The sequence below is a fragment of the Natronospira bacteriovora genome (assembly GCF_030848495.1).
Taxonomy (GTDB): domain Bacteria; phylum Pseudomonadota; class Gammaproteobacteria; order Natronospirales; family Natronospiraceae; genus Natronospira; species Natronospira bacteriovora.
In genome coordinates, this window is record NZ_JAVDDT010000001.1 from 304,162 (window position 1) to 324,260 (window position 20,099).

Here is a 20,099-nt window from a genome sequence, read left to right on the forward strand (position 1 = left end):
ATGCTCACAACAGCCAGCCTGCCCCACTATAACCCAGGTAGAGCAACACTGCCGCCATGACACCGGCCAGCACGTCATCCATCATGATGCCGGCACCCCCATGCAGATGGCGATCCAGCCAGCTGATGGGCCAGGGCTTGAGGATGTCAAAGAGGCGAAAGAGCAGGAAACCGGCAATCAGGGTGGTCAGGGTGACCGGCACCACCAGCATGGTGATCATCCAGCCGGCGATCTCGTCCCAGACGATGCCGGGATGATCATGGCTCTGCAGCCGGCGGGCACTGATGCCGCAGATGGCAATCCCGCCCACGGTGACCAGGAGGACCAGAAGCAGCTGCGCCCACAGGGGCCAGGCGGCCGACAGCAGGATGAACGGCAGTGCGGCCAGGGTGCCGACGGTGCCGGGCGCCCGCCGGGACAGGCCGAGGCCAAAACCGAAGGCCAGGAAATGTACCGGATCACCGAACACGGTACGGGCCGGGGGCATGGGGGCATGCTTACGCATCGTGATCTCCAAAATGCCGAAAACTGCCCGGCAGCGGTTCCGGCTCCCCGGCTTCATCCAGTACGCGCAGCTCCTTGTCGTCGGTGACCCGGCCGATGCGTGTCAGACTTACCCCGGCGGCCGCGGCCGCGGCCATGAAGGCTTCCCGCTGCCCGGGGTCGACGGCACAGACGATCTCGTAATCATCCCCCCCAGCCAGTGCCAGGCGCCTGGCCTCCTCCGGGGCGTGCGCCGCGAGCGCCTCCGACAGGGGTAACTCGGCCAGTGACAGCTCGGCGCCGACACCGCTGGCCTCGAGCATGTGGGAGAGATCGGCGCAGAGTCCATCTGAGAGGTCCAGGGCGGCGTGCGCATAGCGGGGCAGCAGGGGCGCCAGGGCAAGGCGCGGCGCCGGGTAGAGATAGCGATTGAGCAGGAAGGCCTCCGCCCCGTCGGCCGGTGCACCGTCTCCCAGGGCAATGTCCAGCCCGGCCCGGGCGTCGCCCAGGGTGCCGGAGACGAGAATGTCATCCCCCACGCGGGCGCCGGCGCGGGTCACGGCCCGGCCGTGCAGCGGTCCCAGCAGGGTCACGGTGGCCGCCAGCGGCCCGCGGGTCAGATCACCGCCGGCGAGAACACAGCCGGCCTCCCCGGCCAGACGGAAGAAACCGTCACAGAAATCATCCAGCCAGGCTTCCTCGGCGACCGGCAGGGTCAGAGCCAGCAGGGCCCAGCGAGGATCGGCGCCCATGGCCACCATGTCGCTGAGATTCACCGCCAGAACCCGGTGGCCCACCACATGGGCGGGCGCGTCTTCGGGAAAGTGCACACCGCTGTTGATGGTATCCACCACCCAGGCCAGTTCCCCGGCGGCTTTGACCACGGCACCGTCGTCACCGATGCCCAGCAGCAGGTCTTCCCGCTGGCCGGCGCGGCGACGGAAGTAATCCCGAATGATGTCGAATTCGCCCCGGCTCATGAGTCGCCGCTGACTTCCCCGTCGCGGTACCAGCGGGGGTAGTGCTCCCGCACCACGGGGCCATCGGAGCGCAGGGCGTGACAGGAATCGATGTGGCGCGGCTTGCCGCGGCTCTCGACGGTGGGGTCCTTCTTCTTCAGCGGAGCAATGGTCTGGAAGGCCACGATGGCCAGATTGTCCAGCAGGGTCACCAGATGGGTGCAGCCCTGCACGCCCCCCACCCGTTCACGCATGGCCCGGCTCCAGCCCGGCTTGACCACCAGGCCTTCCACCCGGCGAAAGGCGGCAGTAATCTCGGGGCAGACCCCGAAGGGGTGATGGCTCATGACCGCTTCGACCCGGTGGATGAGGAAATCATCATCCAGGGTCATGCGCAGGCCCATGCGATGGATGTAGTCCCCGGGCTCGATCACGCCCCGGTACTGGTTTTCGAAAGGATAGGTCTTCTCGTCGGTCAGACGCCCCTCGATGTCCCAGAGACCGTCGTCCCGCTGGAACCCCTCGCAGATGATGCGCCGTTCGTGGATCTTGCGGCGCCCGACGGATTCGCTCAGCTCAGTCACGATTTTCCAGCTGCCTTGCGTTCCACGGCGCGCAGCTCCACCGAGGCCTTGTCCAGCACCGCGTTGATGAAACGGTGGCTGTCCTCGGCCCCGAAGCGATGGGCCAGGGAGACGGCCTCGTCCAGCACCACCCGCCAGGGCACATCCAGGCGCTCGCGCATCTCCCAGGTACCCACCAGCAGGATGGCCCGCTCCACCGGGTCCAGCTGGACTTCCGGGCGATCCAGGAAGGCGTCGAAGATGCCCTTCAGGGCAGCGGTATCCGCCAGGCAGCCACGGATGATGGCGTCGAAATACTCGCCCTCGGCCTTGGCCATGCCCTCGTCCTGATGGAACTGGGCCAGCAGATCGGCACTGTCGGTGTCGGATATCTGCCACTGGTAAAGGGCCTGCACCGCCAGGTGCCGGGCCTTGCTGCGGCGCTGTGCAATTTCCCGGGAATCCATCATTTGCCGTCGATCTTGCGCAGAACGTTGACCATCTCGATAGCTGCCGTGGCCGCCTCGACGCCCTTGTTGCCGGCCTTGGTGCCCGACCGTTCCACCGCCTGTTCGATGGTATCCACCGTGAGCACGCCGAAGCTCACCGGCAGGCCGCTGTCATCCGATACCCGACCCAGGCCGCGGGCACATTCACCGCAGACATAATCGAAATGGGGCGTGGCGCCACGGATCACGCAGCCCAGGGCGATGATGGCGTCATGCTTGCCCGCCCGGGCCACATGATGCGCCGCCACCGGCAGCTCCCAGGCCCCCGGCACGCGAATCACCTCGATATCCGACTCGGCGGCTCCATGACGCTTGAGGGCATCCACGGCTCCTTCCAGCAGGCGCTCCACCAGGAAGCCGTTGAAGCGGGCCACGAGTATGGCGAAGCGGGCCTTGCTGATGACCATGTCACCTTCGATGGTTTTGATGTCATTCATTGTCGTTGTTTCCAGTCAGTACGCTGTTTTCCTGTTGCCCTTAAGGATACAGGGCTGGTCGGTTTTTGCAGAACCGGCAGTCCACTCGATTCGTTGTCGTTGTCGTTGTCGTTGTCGTTGTCGTTGTCGTTGTCGTTGTCGAATTGTCACGCTTCGAAGGCGGAAGAGCAAAAGCTGATCCGCTCGGCCAGGTTCTCGGATCGTCGATTATCCGGGTGGCTGAAATTCCGACAACGACAACGACAACGACAACGAAAAAATCCGTGGGGGCGCTCTATTACTTGTCGCCCACGCCAACATACTCCACCACCTCCAGCCCGAAGCCGGAGATCCCCTGCATCCGTTTGGGGGCAGAGAGCACTTTCATCTTCTTCACGCCCAGGTCGGCGAGGATCTGGGCGCCGATGCCATAGGTTCGCAGCACGGTGGCGCCGTCCTCGCCCGGGGCTTCGTCCGGTTCCGGCATGTCGGGGCCGTGCTGAAGGCGCTCGATCAGATCCCGGGGGTTGTCCTCCGGGCGCAGGATGACCAGCACGCCGCCGTCGTCGGCGATCCGGCGCATGGCATTGCGCAGGGGCCAGCCCATGGATTTCCACTGGATGCCCACCACATCCCCCAGGGTGTCCTGGAGGTGCACACGCACCGGGGTCGGCGTGTCCGGGCGGATGTCGCCCCGGGTCAGGGCCACATGCACGGTCTTGTGCAGGTGGTCTTCATAGGCGTGCAGATCGAACTCGCCAAACTCGGTGGGTACCTTGCGGCTGTAGATTCGCTCCACCGTGTGTTCGATATCCATGCGATGGCGAATGAGATCGGCAATGGTGCCGATCTTGAGGCCGTGTTCGGCGGCGAACTTCTCCAGATCCGGCCGGCGGGCCATGGTGCCGTCTTCGTTGAGAATCTCGACAATGGTGCAGGAAGGAATGCCGCCAGCCAGGCGCCCCAGGTCACAGCCGGCCTCGGTATGACCGGCGCGGGTCAGCACGCCACCGGGCTGGGCCATGATGGGAAAGATGTGGCCGGGCTGGACCAGGTCTTCCGGGCGTGATTCCGGGTCCACAGCCACCTGTACGGTGCGGGCACGATCATGGGCGGAGATGCCCGTGGTCACGCCTTCGGCGGCCTCGATGGAGACGGTGAAGTTGGTGCCGAAGGAGGCATCGTTCTCACTCACCATCAGTGGCAGACGCAGTTGCTGGCAGCGCTCCCGGGTCATGGTCACGCAGATCAGCCCCCGGCCGTAGCGGGCCATGAAGTTGATGTCCTCGGAGCTAACCTTTTCCGAGAGCATCATCAGGTCGCCCTCGTTCTCCCGGTCTTCGTCATCCACCATGATGACCATCTTGCCGGCACGCAGATCATCAATGATCTCTTCGATGCTGTTGAAAGCCATGTCGTCTCAGCCCTTGCTGTCTTTACCGTTCCCGGCGAGCAGGTCCATGCGCAGGCCGCCGTCCGGCCCCCGCATGTCCAGGCCCATGAGGCGCTCGAGATAACGCGCCACCAGGTCGATCTCGATGTTTACCCGGCTCCCCACCTGGCAGCGATCCAGATTGGTGCGCTCCAGGGTATGGGGAATGATGTTGACCTCGAACCGCGGTCCGCTGACGGCATTCACGGTCAGGCTGATGCCATCAATGGCAATCGAGCCCTTGCGGGCCACATAACGGCTCAGCCCCTCCGGCAACTCGAAGGCGAAGCGCCAGGACCCGCCATCACGCCGACGCTCCACGCAGCGGGCCATGCCATCCACATGCCCGGTCACGAAATGCCCGCCCATGCGCGTGGACGGGGTCAGGGAGCGCTCCAGATTCACCGCGTCACCCTGACCCAGGTCGCCCAGGGTGGTCAGGGACAGGGTCTCGGCCGAGACATCCGCCTCGAAACCCGCCGGTTCGGGCCGGATCGCGGTGAGACAGACGCCGTTGATGGCGATGCTGTCACCCTCTGCCACATCGTCATAACCCAGGCCTCGGGTATCAATGGCCAGGCGGGCATCCCGACCCTGCCGCTGCAGGCGGCTGATGCAGCCCTGACCTTCGATGAGTCCGGTGAACATGCCCTCATTCTCCTTGCTGTGCGATCGGCGCCAGGCGTAGTCGCAGATCCTCGCCCAGTTGGCGGACATCCAGAAGCCGCAGGCCGAGCCGGTCCTGCATGTGCTCCAGGCCCGGCAGGCTAAACAGGCCGCGGGCCGCATCCCCCATCAGATGGGGCGCCAGATACAGGCAGATTTCGTCGACCAGCCCGGCCTGCAACAGGCTGCCGGCGAGGACCGGCCCCGCCTCCACCAGCACCTCATTGCAGTCCCGCTCGCGGGCCAGCCAGCTCAACACGGTGGCCGGATCGGGCCGTTCGCCCGGCAGGTGCAGAATCTCGGCACCGGCTCCTTCCAGAGCGGCCGCCCGGTCCGCCGGCGCGTGCTCGGCGGCCACCAGCAATACGGGTGATTCAAGCTGCAGCAGCGCCGCCGTGGGCGGTGTGCGCAACTGGCTGTCAAGGATTACCCGGCCGGGCTGGCGCTCCAGACCCGGCAGACGGGCATTGAGCTTCGGGTCATCCGCCAGCACCGTGCCGATGCCGCTCATCACCACGCTGGCGGCGGCCCGCTGGCGATGCACGTCCAGCCGGGCCGCTTCGCCACTGATCCAGCGGCTCTCGCCACTGGCCATGGCGGTGCGACCATCCAGACTGGCGGCCAGCTTCACCGTGACCCATGGCCGTCCGCGCTGCATCCGACTGACAAAGCCCCGGTTTAGTGCCCGCGCCTCGCCGGCCAGCAGACCGCTGGCCACCACGATGCCCTGTTCCCGCAAATAGGCCAGCCCGCCACCATTCACCAGGGGGTTGGAGTCATCCATGGCGGCGATCACCCGCGCCACGCCCGCCTCCGCCAGGGCCACGCAGCAGGGGCCGGTCCGGCCCTGGTGGGCGCAGGGCTCCAGGGTCACATAGGCAGTCGCCCCCCTGGCCCGATCACCGGCTGCCGCCAGGGCATGAACCTCGGCATGGGCTTCGCCCGGTCGCTCGTGCCAGCCTTCACCCACGACTTCACCGTCGCGGACAATGACGCAGCCCACCCGGGGATTGGGATCGGTACTGAATCGCCCCCGCGCCGCCAGCGACAGGGCACGACGCATGTGGCGCAGGTCATCGGCTGTAAAGACCTGATTATCAGTCACTTCTTGCGCCTTCGGCCCTTGCCGTCGGCCTCGGGCAGGAGGGTCATCTGCTGACGTTTCAACGCCGGATCCGGCGTTGAGCGCAGACGCCGGATTTCCTCGCTGAAGGCATCCACATCCTGGAAGCTGCGATAGACCGAGGCAAAGCGCACATAGGCGACTTCGTCCAGGGCGCGCAGCTCTTCCATCACCCACTCACCGATCTGGCGGGAAGCCACCTCCCGCTCACCGGTGGCCCGGATGTTCTGCATGATGCGGGCCAGGCCGGCGTCCACCGCCTCGGTGTCCACCGGGCGCTTTTCCAGTGCCCGGGTGATGCCCGCCCGCAGCTTTTCCTCGTCGAACGGCACCCGGGAGCCGTCCTGCTTGACCACCCTCGGCATGACCAGCTCGGCCGACTCGAAGGTGGTGAAGCGCTCTCCGCAGCGGGCGCATTCCCGGCGACGCCGCACCTGACTGCCCTCCCCGGCCAGGCGGGAATCGATGACCCGGGTGTCGTCGTGACTGCAGAAGGGACAGTGCATGGGACGCCCGGTCTCGGATCAGGCCCCGCCGTCGCCGTAGACGGGGAAACGGGCGCACAGCTCGGTGACTTCCTGGCGCACGGCCTCGATGCGTTTCTCGTCTTCCACATCGTCCAGGATCCGCGAAATCCAGGCGGCGAGCTGCTTCATTTCCGTCTCGCCCATGCCACGGGTGGTCACCGCCGGCGTACCGATGCGCAGGCCACTGGTCACGAAGGGCGAACGCGGATCGTTGGGCACGGTGTTCTTGTTCACCGTAATGTGGGCGCGTCCCAGCGCAGCGTCCGCGTCCTTGCCGCTGATGCCCTTGTCGATGAGGTCGAGCAGGAAGAGGTGGTTGTCCGTGCCGCCGGAGACGATCTTGTGGCCCTGCCCGGCCAGGCTGTCGGCCAGGGTGCGGGCGTTGTTCAGTACCTGCTGCTGGTAGGTTTTGAACTCTGGCTGCAGGGCCTCCAGGAAGGCCACCGCCTTGGCGGCAATCACATGCATGAAGGGCCCGCCCTGGGTGCCGGGGAAGATCAGGGACTGCAGCTTCTTGGTGATTTCCTCGTTTTCGCGCGCCAGGATGATGCCACCGCGCGGGCCGCGCAGGGTCTTGTGAGTGGTGCTGGTGACCACGTCCGCATAGGGCACGGGATTGGGGTACAGGCCGGCCGCCACGAGACCCGAGACATGGGCCATGTCCACCACCAGGTAGGCGCCCACACTGTCGGCGATGTCACGGAAACGGGCCCAGTCCATGATCCGGGAATAGGCGGAGAAGCCGGCCACGATGACCTTGGGCTTCTGCTTTTTGGCCAGCTCGGCCACCTGCTCGTAATCCACTTCACCGGTCGCGGGGTCAAGGCCGTACTGCTCCACCTGGAACAGCTTGCCGGAGAAGTTGGGCTTGGCACCGTGGGTAAGGTGGCCGCCGTGATCCAGACTCATGCCCAGCAGACCGTCCCCCGGCTTCATCAGGGCCAGATAGGCGGCGGCGTTGGCCTGGGAGCCCGAATGGGGCTGCACATTGGCGTAATCGGCGCCGAACAGCTTCTTGACCCGTTCAATGGCCAGGTTCTCGGCCACGTCCACATGCTCGCAGCCACCGTAATAGCGCTTGCCCGGATAGCCTTCGGCGTACTTGTTGGTCAGCACCGAACCCTGGGCCGCCATGACCCGCGGACTGGTGTAGTTCTCGGAGGCAATCAGCTCGATGTGTGCTTCCTGACGGCGGCGCTCGGCCTCCATCGCCTGGTGCAGCTCGGCATCGAATCCGGCAATCGTCATGTCGTTGCTGAACATGGGGCGATCCCCTGTCTGGTCTGGGCGTGAACGGAAAAGGGGCATTGTAACCGACCCACCGCCCCAGCCCCAGAGGCGGCGGGCAAATGGGCTGTTAATTCAAAGGCGCCGCGAAATGGACGCGAAATGAACGCAAAATATTCAAATAGCCACAGATGAACACAGATAAACACAGATGAATGCGAAAATGCCGGCCAGGCTGCCCTGGCGGCCCCGTGTGGCGCAGCGGGATATCCGCCATTCAATAGTGGTTGAAATCAGAGGTTTTGAAGCAAATCCTTTCCGAAGCCGCACGGCCGTCCACCAGGCACGGCCCCACATCTGTGTCCATCTGTGTTCATCTGTGGCTGATTATTTTTTATTTCGCGTGCATTTTGCGTCCATTTCGCGGCGCTTTTTTCTCATTTCACGCTGTCAATGAGGGCTTCGAGGACGGCGTTCCAGGCGAGGCCGATGTTCTTGCGGTTGTAGCCGCCGCCACCTGTGGCGAGCAGGCGGCCGTCGGCGTGGCGGTCGGCGATGCTGGCCAGGCTCAGGGTGGCTTCGCGGTGGGGCTGGTCGGAGTAGCGCAGGTGGGTGATGGGGTCACCCATGAGGGGGTCGGCACCACACTGCAGGATGATGAACTCCGGCCGGTGGCGTTCCAGGAAATCCTCGACCTCGCCCCAGACCTCGAAGAATTCCCGGTCACCGGCACCGGGCGTCAGGGGAATATTCAGCTTGGTGCCCGCGGCCGGGCCGTCACCGGTCTCCTCGGCGGCGCCGGTTCCGGGGAAGAGAAATCGGCCGTCTTCATGGATGTCGGCGAAGATCAGGCCGGGGTCATCGGCAAAACCGAAATACACGCCGTCCCCGTGATGGGCATCAATGTCCACGTAGGCCACCCGTTCCAGCCCGTACTGCCGGCGGACATGCTCGACCACCACGCCGCAGTCATTGAATACGCAGAACCCCGAGGCCGTCTCCCGTCCCGCATGGTGCAGGCCGGCAATGGGCTGGAAGGCGCGGCGGCATTCCCCGTGCATGATGGCATCGGCAGCGGCCACAGCCGTGCCCACCACCGTCAGGGCGGCCTCGTAGGTTCCGGACTCGGCGGGGGTGTCGCCCCCGTCCAGATAGCCACTGCCTTCACGGCAGCGGCTCTCCACGAACTCGACGTATTCCGGTGTATGGAAGAGACGGGCCTGGAAAGCATCCCCCATGACCGGCTCGACACAGCTCACCCGCTCGAGCAGGTCCCGCTCACGAGCGACGGACAGAAAAGCCTCCTGCCGATCCCGTCCAAAGGGGTGACCATCCGAGAAGCCGTAGCGAGCCAGGGCATCGCCAACATGGAGTTGAACCGCTTGCCGGGCTTTGGAATCCGTCATCATGCTGCTCCTGTTGAGGCCGTTGCGCTGTATGATGCCCCTGCGCGAGTGGTTCCACCGGCAGGGGCTGGCCAGTATAGTGGGGGGCTTCCGGCCCTGACCAGACAAGGGTCGCCAGGACGTGCATGCAGAATCGGGAGATTGGCCGCGTGAGTAATGATCGGGGCAATAAGAATGATCTGCTGATGGTGGGCTGGCGGGAATGGGTTGCCTTGCCGGAATTGGGGCTGAATCGCATCAAGGCCAAGGTCGATACCGGTGCCCGCACCTCCTGTCTGCATGCCTTCGACCTGTCAACGTTCGAGCGGGACGGCCGAACCTGGGTGCGATTTGGCATGCACCCCCTGCAGCAGAGCACCGATAAGGAAATCTACTGTGAAGCGATGGTGGTGGATCAGCGCCCGGTCACGGACTCCGGCGGCCATCGCGAGGATCGCTTCGTCATTCAGACGCCGATCATGCTGGGTGGCCAGATCTGGCCCGTGGAAGTGACGCTGACCGGACGGGACAACATGCGCTTTCGCATGCTGCTTGGCCGCACCGCCATGCAAGGTCGCATGACCGTCGATCCGGCCCGCTCCTTCCTGACCGGCGACATCGAGACCCGGGCCGACCCGGAAGAAGAAATCGTGGAAGAAGACTGAACCCACTCCAGACATAAAGAAGAAAGCACACTCATGAAGATAGGTCTGCTCTCACGCAATTCGAAACTGTATTCCTCGCGCCGCCTGGTGGAAGCGGCGCGTGAACGGGGACATGAAATCCGGGTCGTGGATCCACTGCGTTGCTACATGAGCATCGCTGGCCATAACCCGGAGATTCACTACAAGGGCGCCAAGCTGGATCCGGTGGACGCGGTAATTCCGCGCATCGGGGCATCCATCACCTTCTACGGCACGGCCGTGCTGCGCCAGTTCGAGATGATGGGCGTCTTCCCGCTGAATGAATCCGTCGCCATCAGCCGCTCCCGCGACAAACTGCGTTCCCTGCAACTGCTTTCTCGACGGGGCATCGGCATGCCGGTGACCGGCTTTGCCCATTCCCCGGACGATACCCAGGATCTGTTGCAGCTGGTGGGTGGCCACCCGGTGGTGATCAAGCTGACCGAAGGCACCCAGGGTGTAGGGGTGGTGCTGGCCGAAACCCGCAAGGCGGCGGAATCGGTCATTGACGCCTTCCGCGGGCTCAATGCCCACTTTTTGGTGCAGGAGTTCATCAAGGAAGCCGGCGGCGCGGACATTCGCTGCTTCGTCATCGGCAACAAGGTGGTGGCTTCCATGAAGCGCCAGGCGAAGGAAGGGGAGTTTCGTTCCAACCTGCACCGTGGTGGGCAGGCGGAACTGATCAAGATCACCCCCGAGGAACGCTCCACCGCCGTGCGGGCGGCCCGCATCATGGGCCTCAACGTGGCCGGCGTGGACCTGCTGCGTTCCAATCATGGCCCGGTGGTGATGGAAGTGAATTCCTCGCCTGGCCTGGAAGGCATCGAGCGGGCCACCGGAAAGGATATTGCCACCAAGATCATCGAGTTCATGGAAAAGACCGCCAAGGCCGGCAAGACCAAAACCCGGGGCCGGGGCTGACAGGCAAGGCGACCGCTGCAACGAGGATCAGCGCATGGCCAGAGAATCGATTCGGATCGGGGGCAAGGACGTTGCCCCCGGCCATCGCCAGACCATCAACGTGCCGCTGGGCCATCTCTATACCCACAACCCCATCACCATGCCCGTACACGTGGTACACGGCCGCCGCAGCGGCCCGGTGCTGTTCGTCAGCGCCGCCGTGCACGGTGACGAACTCAACGGCATCGAGATCATCCGCCGGGTGCTGCTGCGTAAGAACCTGCAGCGCCTGCGTGGCACCCTGATCGCCGTACCGATCGTCAACGTGATGGGCGTGCTGCACATGTCACGCTACCTGCCCGACCGGCGAGACCTGAACCGCAACTTTCCCGGCAGCACATCCGGCTCCCTGGCCGCCCGTCAGGCCCACATCTTCATGCGCGAGATTGTCTCCAAGGCCAACTACGGCATCGACCTGCACACTGCCGCCATCCATCGCTCCAACCTGCCTCAGATCCGGGCCGACCTGGACGACCCGGAGGTGCAGGAACTGGCCGAAGCTTTTGGCGCGCCGGTGATGATGAGCTCGGACCTGCGGGAAGGCTCTCTGCGTGAACAGGCATCAGCCAAGGGCATCAAGACCCTGCTCTACGAGGCCGGCGAGGCGCTGCGGTTCGATGAAGTCTGCATTCGCGCCGGCGAACGCGGCGTGATCAACGTCATGCGCAAGCTGGGCATGCTTCCCGCTTCCCGCAGCCGCAAGCCCAGGAAGGAACCCGTCATGGCACGCTCCAGCCTCTGGGTTCGCGCCCCAGCCAGTGGCATCGTGCGCATGAACGTCGCCCTGGGGGCCCACGTCAAGAAAGACCAGTATCTGGGGCGTATCGCCGACCCCTTTGGCGAAAGCGAAACGGCCATCCGCTCGCCCGCATCCGGTGTCATCATCGGACGATCGGAACTGCCGCTGGCCTATGAAGGCGAAGCCCTGTTCCACGTTGCCCGCTTCGAAAGCGCGAAGGAAGCGGCTGCCAGCGTGGAAGCCTTCCAGAACACCTGGGACCCGGACGCGAATGAGTATGGGGAACCACCGATTCGGTAGGGCCTTTTTCAGGCCCGGTGAGGCCTGAAAAGGCCAGCTACAAGCTACAAGCTACAAGCTGCAAGCTGGCCCTGCCCGTTTGGCACCTGGTGCTTATCGCTCCACTCTCAGCCAGCTCCCGGGCTGGTAAAGACAAATGGCCATAATCTGGCGCGGCCAGCTTGTGGCTTGGAGCTTGTAGCTGAATTCCTAGTCCGGGATAATCCGCATCCAATAACCATTTCCCCCACTTTTCTGGCGAGAACCATGGCTCAATACGTCTACACCATGAATCGGGTGAGCAAGATCGTTCCCCCGAAGAAAGAGATTCTGCGCGACATTTCCCTGTCCTTCTTTCCCGGCGCCAAGATCGGCGTACTGGGTCTGAACGGGGCAGGCAAATCCACTCTGCTGCGCATCATGGCCGGCATTGATACCGAGATCGAGGGTGAGGCCCGTCCCCAGCCCGGCATCAAGATCGGTTATCTGGCTCAGGAACCGGAGCTGGACGAGACCAAGGATGTGCGCGGCAACGTGGAGGAAGGCATCGCCGAGACCAAGGCCCTGGTGGATGAATTCAATGCCGTCTCCGAGCAGATGGCCGATCCGGATGCCGACTTCGAAGCCCTGATGGCCAAGCAGGCCGAATTGCAGGACAAGATCGAGGCGGCCAATGCCTGGAACCTGGAGCGCACCCTGGAACAGGCCGCCGAGGCCCTGCGCCTGCCGCCCTGGGACGCCGAGGTGAAGCACCTTTCCGGCGGCGAGAAGCGACGCGTGGCCCTGTGCCGCCTGCTGCTGTCGGCCCCGGACATGCTGCTCCTGGACGAGCCCACCAACCACCTGGATGCCGAATCCGTGGCCTGGCTGGAACGCTTCCTTGAAGAGTTCCCGGGCACCGTGGTGGCCGTGACCCATGATCGCTACTTCCTCGACAACGTGGCCGGCTGGATTCTGGAACTGGACCGTGGCCACGGCATTCCCTGGGAAGGCAACTACTCCTCCTGGCTGGAACAGAAGGAACAGCGTCTGGAGCAGGAAGAGAAACAACAGACCGCCCAGCGCAAGGCCATGCAGGCCGAGCTGGAATGGGTACGCCAGAACCCCAAGGGTCGCTCGGCCAAGTCCAAGGCCCGTCTCAAGCGCTTTGAGGAGCTTTCCTCGAAGGAATTCCAGAAGCGCAACGAGACCAAGTCACTCTACATTCCGCCGGGCCCCCGCCTGGGTGACCTGGTGGTGGAAGCCAATGGTGTCAGCAAGGCCTTCGGCGACAAGCTGCTGTTCGACAACCTCAGCTTCAATCTCCCGCCGGGTGGCATTGTCGGGGTGATCGGCCCCAACGGCGCGGGCAAGACCACCACCTTCCGCCTCATCACCGGCGAGGAGAAGCCGGACAGCGGCGAGATCCGCGTGGGCGAGACAGTGGAACTGGCCTATGTGGATCAGAGTCGGGATGCCCTGGATGATGACAAGACTGTCTGGCAGGAGATTTCCGACGGCCAGGACATCATTCAGGTGGGCACCTATGAGACCCAGTCACGGGCCTATGTGGGGCGCTTCAACTTCAAGGGCTCCGATCAGCAGAAGCGGATCGGCGAACTGTCCGGGGGCGAGCGTAACCGGGTTCATCTGGCCAAGCTGCTGAAGTCAGGCGGTAATCTGCTGCTGCTTGACGAACCCACCAACGACCTGGATGTGGAAACCCTGCGGGCCCTGGAAGAAGCCCTGCTGGACTTCCCCGGCTGTGCGGTAGTGATTTCCCATGACCGCTGGTTCCTGGATCGCATTGCCACCCACATTCTGGCCTTTGAAGGCGACAGCCACGTGGAATGGTTCGAGGGCAACTACGCGGAATACGAGCTGGACAAGAAAAAGCGGCTTGGAACTGACGCCGATCAGCCCCATCGAATCAAGTATCGCCGTCTGGCAAGCTGAACGGCGACATCCATTCTCGGAGGGAGACGGAAGCGGAGACCAGAATGATGAAGACACATCTGTCGTTTTGCGTGGCTGCCCTTCTGCTGACTGTGGCGACGCCTGCCATGGCCTTCTTTGGCGATGCTGACGGCGACCGCTATTACGTGGCCAAGGGCAGCAGTATCGAGTTGGACGCTGATGACAGCGCCAACGCCACCAGTGTCGCCTTTGCCTTTGGCCAATACCTGGGGGATCGCAAGGTGGCAGCTTCGGAGTCGGAGATCGGCATCACCGTCTCAAATGGACGAGTTCGCAGCGGCAGCTTCCTCGGTGAAAGCAATACCGACTGGGAGCTGCTGCATCTGGGCAGCTTCGTCGCCTTCCAGAACCCGGGGCCGTTCAAGATCAAGGGTAAACTGGGCTTCGCCTTCACCCAGCTGGACGTGGGTGGCCGGAGCGAACAGGACTTTGGCGCCGCCTATGGCGTGGGCGGCGTGTTCGGCCCGGTGGAAGTGGAACTGACCCAGCTGGGCAGTGACTTTACCCAGTTTTCGGTGGGCTTTCGCTTCTAGCACAAGGTCAATATCAGGCAGCGGCCTGTCTACTGCCTTTCGTAATCGTAATCGTTGTCGTTGTCGTTGTCGTTGTCGTTGTCGGCTCTTAACAGATGTCCTGGGAAAAGCCGATTACGATTACGACAACGACAACGACTACGACAACGAAAATACCTCCACGGCAACGCCTTCCCGCCTTAATTCGAGGAAATGTATTTTTCCCGCCGGATGTTCTGGACCGGGAATCCCTGTTCCTTCAGTTTCATCGCGGCCAGGTCGATCATTTCCGGGTTGCCACAGAGATAGACGATGTCCCGATCCGGGTTCGGCTTGATGCTGTCGATGTAATCCTGAACATAGCCCCGGTGCTCCCAGGGGGCGGCATCTTCGGGCAGCACACGACTGTAACAGGCATGAAAGCTGAAGCCCGGGTGGCGCTCGGCAACCGCCTGGAAATCCTCGCCATATAGCAGCTCTTCCCGCATGCGAACCCCCAGAAACAGCTCCACCTGGAAGTCCTCGAGATCAATACGCCGTTCCAGCTCGGGCAACATGGCGCGATAGGGTGTCACCCCGGTGCCGGTGCCAATCAGGACATAGCGGCAGGGGGAGTCGTCGCGAAGAATGAAACGACCGAAGGGCCCCACGGCGTCGACACCCTCCCCCGGCTCCATGGAAAACAGACGCTGGGTGGCACGACCTCCGTCCACATGGGTCACGGCGATGCTGATGGCTCCGGAATCACCATCGGGAATGGTGGCGATGCTGTAACTGCGACGCAGCACATCCCCCTCGTGGGGCATGTGTAGCGTTACGAACTGCCCGGGGATATAGTCGATGTCCTCGCCGTCCTCGCGCACGAAGGTGAGTTCACGCACCCGAGGGGTTACCATGCGGGCAGACTGAAGGATCAGCTTGAATTTTCGGATCGCCATTGCTGCGCTCCCGGCGCGATTTCTGGTGACAGACAGTGCCTCATACGGTCAATACCCCGGACAGGCACCTGAAGGCCGCTATCCTAACAAAACACCGCCATGACGGAGGAATGAATCATGACCGAGAGCCGATTTATCTGGCTGGCCACTGCCATGGCCGCCCTCCTGCTGGGCTGCGCCCCGACCCAGCCCGATCCCCGGGATCGGGAAGCCGTCCGCGATGCCATCGCCCAGGCGGCAGAGGGCGAATACCGCTCCGACGCCAACCGCGCCCGCAATCAGTACCGCAACCCGGTGGAGACCCTGGACTTCTTCGGCCTGGATCAGGACATGACCGTGGTCGAGCTTTGGCCGGGTGGCGGCTGGTATACCGAGATTCTGGCCCCGGTCATGGCCGATAACGGCAAACTGATCGCCGCCAACTTCGATCCGGACTCGGACGTGGACTACCAGGCGCGCATCGGCAAGGCCTACCTGGAACGGCTGGCGACGGAACCCGGAATCTTCGGCAAGGTGGAGACCGTTCCCTTCGATCCGCCGCGCAAGGCCCGCCTGGGTGAGCCCAACAGTGCCGACCTGGTGGTGAGCTTCCGCAGCCTGCATGGCTGGGTCAACGCCGGTGTCGCCGATGACGTCTTCCGGTCGGCCATGGAAGTCCTGCGCCCGGGTGGCCATTTCGGCATCGTCCAGCATCGGGCTCCCAGCGGCGCCGATACCGAGGAATGGGCACGACAGGGTTACGTCCCGGAGGATTACGTCGTCCGCATTGCCCGCAATGCCGGCTTCCATCTGGCCGAAAGCAGCGAGATCAATGCCAACCCGCGCGACACCCGAGACCATGAATACGGCGTATGGACCCTGCCCCCCTCTTTCCGCGCCTGCCGCGACATCCGCGACGAGGCCGAGAAACAGAGCTGCATGGATCATTACCGGGCCATTGGCGAATCCGACCGCATGACCCTGTTGTTCGTCAAACCCGAATGAGGGAAAAGCGCCGCGAGATGGACGCAAAATGAACGCAAAATAAAAGAATATTAGCCACAGATGGACACAGATGAACACGGATGTGGGGCCGTGCCGGGTTACAGGGCGGTGCTGCTGCGGGAATGCCTGGGCTTGATTGAGTGATCGGCAGAAGCCGTATTACCAGCTGTTGGCAACGAGTCAGTATCGGGCTACGCAGAAACATCAGGTTCTTCGCGCCGTCCTGCGCAACCCGACCACTCAGCTCTCTGCAATCGATTTATCTGTGTTTATCTGTGTCTAGATGTGGCTAATCAGTATTTCGCGTTCATTTTGCGTCCATCTCGCGGCGCATCTAATCAAAGACTTTTCACTACGTCCTGGATGACGGCACGGAGAATCTGGCGGGTTCGGTCGAAGCGTTCGTGGTCGGGGCCGTTGATGGGATCGGCTTCGTTCATGTAGGTACGCTGGGTCATTTCGATCTGCACGGCATCCACGTTTTCCATGGCGCCGTAATGGCGTGTGATGTAGCCGCCCTTGAAGGGATAGTTGCGCACAACCTTCAGGCCGGCCGCCTGGAATCCGGCTTCGAGACCACCAATCAGCCATTCCTCGCAGGTCTTGCCTTCCTGATCCCCCAGGTAGATGTCGTTGAGCAACTCGTCATTGATGCGGGTGGGCACCGAGGCGATGCTGTGGGCATCGATGAGTACGGCACGACCATGCCGCTCCCGAATCCGTTCCAGCATGGCCTTGAGCTGGGCATGGTAGGGCGCATGGTAGAGCTGGCGGCGGCGTTCGATTTCCTCGGCATCCGGCTCGTGGGACCAGACCGGCTCGCCGCTGAAGGTATGAGTGGGCACCAGGCCGGTCTCGAAACGGCCCGGATAGAGGGGCTGGTTTTCCGGAGCCCGATTGAGGTCGATGACGAAACGGCTGTAGACCGCGTGCAGTGTGGTGACGCCCAGTTCCGGCAGAAAATCGTAAAGCTCGTGAAGGTGCCAGTCGGTGTTGGGCAGACTGTGCATGGCCTCGCTGGCGAAGAAGCGCGAAATTCCCTCGGGCACCCGGGTTCCGGTGTGCGGAATGTTAACCAGCACCGGCAGGGCCTCACCCTGCGGGTCACGGATGACGAACGGTTCCTCGTGGCCCTGACTTTCCTGCATGTCATTCCCCTTGTCTGTCTGTGTCGTTTCCCTGGCAGCGCGGATAGCCGCTAGCGTCCGTACACGGCCCTGACCACCTCGGCAAAGGCACGGCGGCTTTCCAGGTCACCCGGCTGCTCACCGTTGCTGACGCGCTTGCGCCCGGCCACGTAGACATCCGCGATGTCGGCCCGCCCGCCGCCAATGATCAGCGCGTCCAGGACGGTTTCCACGGAATGCCCGGCCAGGGCGGGGCTGTGTTCATCCAGCACCACCATATCCGCCCAGGCGCCGGGCTGGATACCCGCGTAGTCCGGCTCCCCGAGGGCGGCGGCCCCCGCCTCCACGGCCATGGGCCACAGGGCACTGCCAAGACCGTCCTCGCCGGCCAGCAGCAGGCGACGCTCCCGGCGCAGGCGCTGACCATACTCCAGCAGCCGCAGTTCCTCCACCGCATCGATGCGGCAGTTGCTGTCCGAGCCAATGGCCAGCCCCCCCTGCATGCGGCGCCAGGCCTCGGCCGGAAACAGGCCATCTCCGAGATAGGCCTCGGTGATCGGACAGATCACGACCCGGGCGCCGGCTTCGGCCACCCGCCGCAATTCGTCGGGGGAAACGTGTGTGGCATGGACCAGATTCCAGTGCGCATCCAGTGAGACATGATCCGCCAGCACCCCCACGGGAGCCTGACCATAGCGGGATTGGCAATCCATGACCTCCTGGCGCTGCTCGGCCACATGGATGTGGATCGGGGTGGCCGGGCCCAGGCGCTCGCGCACGGCCAAAACCAGATCATTCAGCTCTTCCGGTGGCACCGCCCGCAGTGAATGGGGGGCAACACCGGGCTCCAGGTCCGCGAGGCGGTCAATCAGGCCCATGAAATCGTCCAGATCCCGGTGGATGAAGCGCCGCTGGCCTTCGCCGGGTTCACGACCGAAGCCGCCCTTGCGGTAATAGACTGGCAGCAGCCGCAGGCCGATCCCCACCGCCTCGGCCGCCTCTGCCACGGCGCGGGCCATTTCCTCCCCGGCGCTGCCATCCGGCAGATGGTGCAGATAATGGAATTCCGCCACGCGGGTGAAGCCGGCGGCCAGCATTTCCCGGAAGCCCTGCTCGGCGACCACCCGCATCTGCTCGGGGGTGAGCGCAGCGGCCAGGCGGTACATGTGCTCGCGCCAGCTCCAGAAGGAATCTTCCCCGGCCGGCTTCTCGCCGAAGCCGCTCATGGCGCGCTGAAAGACATGGCTGTGGGCATTGGGCATGCCCGGGAGGGCCAGCCAGCCGTCATAATCCAGTGGGCCACGGCTGGCATCCAGGGCATCAATGGCCTGAATTCGACCGCTTGAGCTGACGACGACGGCGCAGTCGTTTACCATCCCTTGCGGTGTCATGACATGGCGAAAGGTAAATCGCTGGGTCATATCCTTCCTTTTCGGATTGCAGGAGTGATCGTGTACGACCTGATCATCAGGAATGCGAGAGTATATCCAATGAACGGCTCGGCCCGTCAGGCCGATGTGGACAGCATTGCCGTTCAGGACGGGCGGATTGCCGCCCTTGGCGTGCCCGATGACGCTTCGGCGGTGGATACCATTGATGCCGACGGACGGGTGCTGATGCCCGGTCTGGTGGACTGTCACACCCATGTCCTCTACGCCGGCCACCGCATGGACGAACACACTCGCAAGCTGGAAGGCGCCAGTTACGAGGAAATCGCCCGCGCCGGCGGCGGCATCCTGTCCACGGTCAATTCGGTGCGCGCAGCGGACGAAGAGCAACTGGTTCAGGAAAGCCTGCCCCGGGTACGCGCCCTGCTCAAGGAAGGCGTGACCACCCTCGAGGTCAAGAGCGGCTACGGTCTGGATACGGCCAGCGAGCTCAAGATGCTGCGTGCCATCCGGCACCTGGACCGGGAAAGCCCCATTCGCATCTCCCCGACCTTCCTGGGCGCCCACTCCATCCCGAAGGATCGCGGGCGCGAGGCCTACATGGAAGAGCTGCTCAGGGAGACCCTGCCGGAGGTGGTTAAACAGGGGCTGGCCGATACCTGTGACATCTATGTGGAAAAGATTGCCTTCACCGTCGCGGACATGGAACGGCTGTTCGCGCAGGCCGCGGAGGCCGGGCTGCGCCTGCGCGCCCATACCGACCAGCTGTCCAACATGGGCGCGACGCGGCGGGCCGCCGAGCTGGGCGCCCTGTCCTGTGACCATCTCGAATACACCGAAGCCGAGGACATCCGCGCCATGGCCGAACACGGCACGGCGGCGGTGATTCTGCCGGGTGCCTTCTATTTCCTGCGTGAGACGAAAAAACCGCCCATTGCCGGTTTCCGCGAAGCCGGCATCCCCATGGCCGTGTCCACGGACATCAACCCCGGCTCCTCGCCGGTGGTGAGCCTGCAGGCCGCCATGCACATGGCCGCCATCTTCTTCGGCATGACCGCCGAGGAAATCCTGCTGGGCGTCACCCAGCATGCCGCCCGTGCCATGGGTGAAGGGGAGGAGCGCGGCAGCATTGAAATCGGCAAGTGGGCCGACCTCACCCTCTGGGACATGCCGGCCCCGGAATTCCTGATCTATCAACTGGGCGGCATTCGCCCGGACATCGTATTTGCTGGAGGACAAGCCG

Annotated in this window: 20 protein-coding genes and 1 pseudogene; 7 read left to right on the plus strand and 14 right to left on the minus strand. The window is 63.7% G+C overall.

Annotated elements, in window-relative coordinates:
• Positions 1-4: 4 nt before the first annotated feature.
• From RBH19_RS01485 to RBH19_RS01535, 11 genes are all read right to left on the minus strand, one after another.
• Entirely contained in the window at positions 5-505 is a 501-nt protein-coding gene (locus tag RBH19_RS01485; protein ID WP_306727027.1) for a phosphatidylglycerophosphatase A family protein, read from the minus strand.
• Positions 498-1,463, minus strand: coding sequence for a thiamine-phosphate kinase (thiL, locus tag RBH19_RS01490; protein WP_306727028.1), 966 nt, complete (start codon positions 1,461-1,463; stop codon positions 498-500). Before thiL ends, RBH19_RS01485 begins: the two co-directional genes overlap by 8 nt.
• A complete protein-coding gene (locus RBH19_RS01495; protein WP_306727029.1) occupies positions 1,460-2,026 on the minus strand; it encodes a DUF2889 domain-containing protein in 567 nt (188 codons plus the stop codon). The genes thiL and RBH19_RS01495 overlap by 4 nt, the downstream gene beginning before the upstream one ends.
• Positions 2,023-2,475, minus strand: coding sequence for a transcription antitermination factor NusB (gene nusB, locus RBH19_RS01500; protein WP_306727030.1), 453 nt, complete (start codon positions 2,473-2,475; stop codon positions 2,023-2,025). The genes RBH19_RS01495 and nusB overlap by 4 nt, the downstream gene beginning before the upstream one ends.
• Entirely contained in the window at positions 2,472-2,951 is a 480-nt protein-coding gene (gene ribH, locus RBH19_RS01505; RefSeq protein WP_306727031.1) for a 6,7-dimethyl-8-ribityllumazine synthase, read from the minus strand. The genes nusB and ribH overlap by 4 nt, the downstream gene beginning before the upstream one ends.
• Positions 2,952-3,228: 277 nt before the next feature.
• Entirely contained in the window at positions 3,229-4,344 is a 1,116-nt protein-coding gene (gene ribBA / locus RBH19_RS01510; RefSeq protein WP_306727032.1) for a bifunctional 3,4-dihydroxy-2-butanone-4-phosphate synthase/GTP cyclohydrolase II, read from the minus strand.
• 6 nt (positions 4,345-4,350) lie between these two features.
• Positions 4,351-5,010, minus strand: coding sequence for a riboflavin synthase (locus RBH19_RS01515; RefSeq protein WP_306727033.1), 660 nt, complete (start codon positions 5,008-5,010; stop codon positions 4,351-4,353).
• Between the two features lie 4 nt (positions 5,011-5,014).
• Positions 5,015-6,133 (minus strand): bifunctional diaminohydroxyphosphoribosylaminopyrimidine deaminase/5-amino-6-(5-phosphoribosylamino)uracil reductase RibD, encoded by a 1,119-nt coding sequence (ribD, locus tag RBH19_RS01520; RefSeq protein WP_346433168.1) that lies wholly within the window; start codon positions 6,131-6,133, stop codon positions 5,015-5,017.
• Complete coding sequence (gene nrdR, locus RBH19_RS01525) at positions 6,130-6,657, minus strand: transcriptional regulator NrdR (protein WP_306727034.1); 528 nt, start codon at positions 6,655-6,657, stop codon at positions 6,130-6,132. Before nrdR ends, ribD begins: the two co-directional genes overlap by 4 nt.
• Before the next feature lie 18 nt (positions 6,658-6,675).
• Entirely contained in the window at positions 6,676-7,941 is a 1,266-nt protein-coding gene (gene glyA / locus RBH19_RS01530; RefSeq protein WP_306727035.1) for a serine hydroxymethyltransferase, read from the minus strand.
• A 401-nt stretch (positions 7,942-8,342) separates the two neighbouring features.
• Entirely contained in the window at positions 8,343-9,311 is a 969-nt protein-coding gene (locus RBH19_RS01535) for an arginase family protein (RefSeq protein WP_306727036.1), read from the minus strand.
• 185 nt (positions 9,312-9,496) lie between these two features.
• On the opposite strand from RBH19_RS01535, the gene RBH19_RS01540 reads away from it, so the two are divergent.
• The 5 genes from RBH19_RS01540 (at position 9,497) to RBH19_RS01560 (ending at position 14,440) form a co-directional block, all read left to right on the plus strand.
• Positions 9,497-9,955 carry an ATP-dependent zinc protease family protein gene (locus RBH19_RS01540; protein WP_306727293.1) on the plus strand — a complete coding sequence of 153 codons (459 nt, stop codon included), beginning with the start codon at positions 9,497-9,499 and terminating at the stop codon, positions 9,953-9,955.
• A gap of 33 nt (positions 9,956-9,988) precedes the next feature.
• Positions 9,989-10,894, plus strand: a complete 906-nt coding sequence (gene rimK, locus RBH19_RS01545; protein WP_306727037.1) for a 30S ribosomal protein S6--L-glutamate ligase — start codon at positions 9,989-9,991, stop codon at positions 10,892-10,894.
• 34 nt (positions 10,895-10,928) lie between these two features.
• Positions 10,929-11,972, plus strand: coding sequence for a succinylglutamate desuccinylase/aspartoacylase family protein (locus RBH19_RS01550; RefSeq protein WP_306727038.1), 1,044 nt, complete (start codon positions 10,929-10,931; stop codon positions 11,970-11,972).
• A gap of 246 nt (positions 11,973-12,218) precedes the next feature.
• A complete protein-coding gene (gene ettA, locus RBH19_RS01555) occupies positions 12,219-13,886 on the plus strand; it encodes an energy-dependent translational throttle protein EttA (RefSeq protein ID WP_306727039.1) in 1,668 nt (555 codons plus the stop codon).
• A 44-nt stretch (positions 13,887-13,930) separates the two neighbouring features.
• Complete coding sequence (locus RBH19_RS01560; protein WP_306727040.1) at positions 13,931-14,440, plus strand: hypothetical protein; 510 nt, start codon at positions 13,931-13,933, stop codon at positions 14,438-14,440.
• 179 nt (positions 14,441-14,619) lie between these two features.
• Here RBH19_RS01560 and RBH19_RS01565 read toward each other — a convergent pair whose 3' ends face one another.
• A complete protein-coding gene (locus RBH19_RS01565; protein WP_306727041.1) occupies positions 14,620-15,357 on the minus strand; it encodes an FAD-binding oxidoreductase in 738 nt (245 codons plus the stop codon).
• Positions 15,358-15,474: 117 nt separating this feature from the next.
• Between RBH19_RS01565 and RBH19_RS01570 the strand changes: the two genes are divergently transcribed.
• Positions 15,475-16,341 (plus strand): class I SAM-dependent methyltransferase, encoded by an 867-nt coding sequence (locus RBH19_RS01570; protein ID WP_306727042.1) that lies wholly within the window; start codon positions 15,475-15,477, stop codon positions 16,339-16,341.
• Positions 16,342-16,679: 338 nt separating this feature from the next.
• On the opposite strand, the gene RBH19_RS01575 is transcribed toward RBH19_RS01570, so the two are convergent.
• Positions 16,680-17,489: an N-formylglutamate amidohydrolase gene (locus RBH19_RS01575; RefSeq protein ID WP_306727043.1), complete on the minus strand. Its 810-nt coding sequence runs from the start codon at positions 17,487-17,489 to the stop codon at positions 16,680-16,682.
• Between the two features lie 50 nt (positions 17,490-17,539).
• Complete coding sequence (hutF, locus tag RBH19_RS01580) at positions 17,540-18,889, minus strand: formimidoylglutamate deiminase (RefSeq protein WP_306727044.1); 1,350 nt, start codon at positions 18,887-18,889, stop codon at positions 17,540-17,542.
• Between hutF and hutI the strand changes: the two are divergent.
• Positions 18,863-20,097 (plus strand): annotated as a pseudogene (gene hutI / locus RBH19_RS01585) (imidazolonepropionase); the annotation flags it as partial. The gene hutF and the pseudogene hutI overlap by 27 nt on opposite strands.
• Between the last annotated feature and the right edge of the window lie 2 nt (positions 20,098-20,099).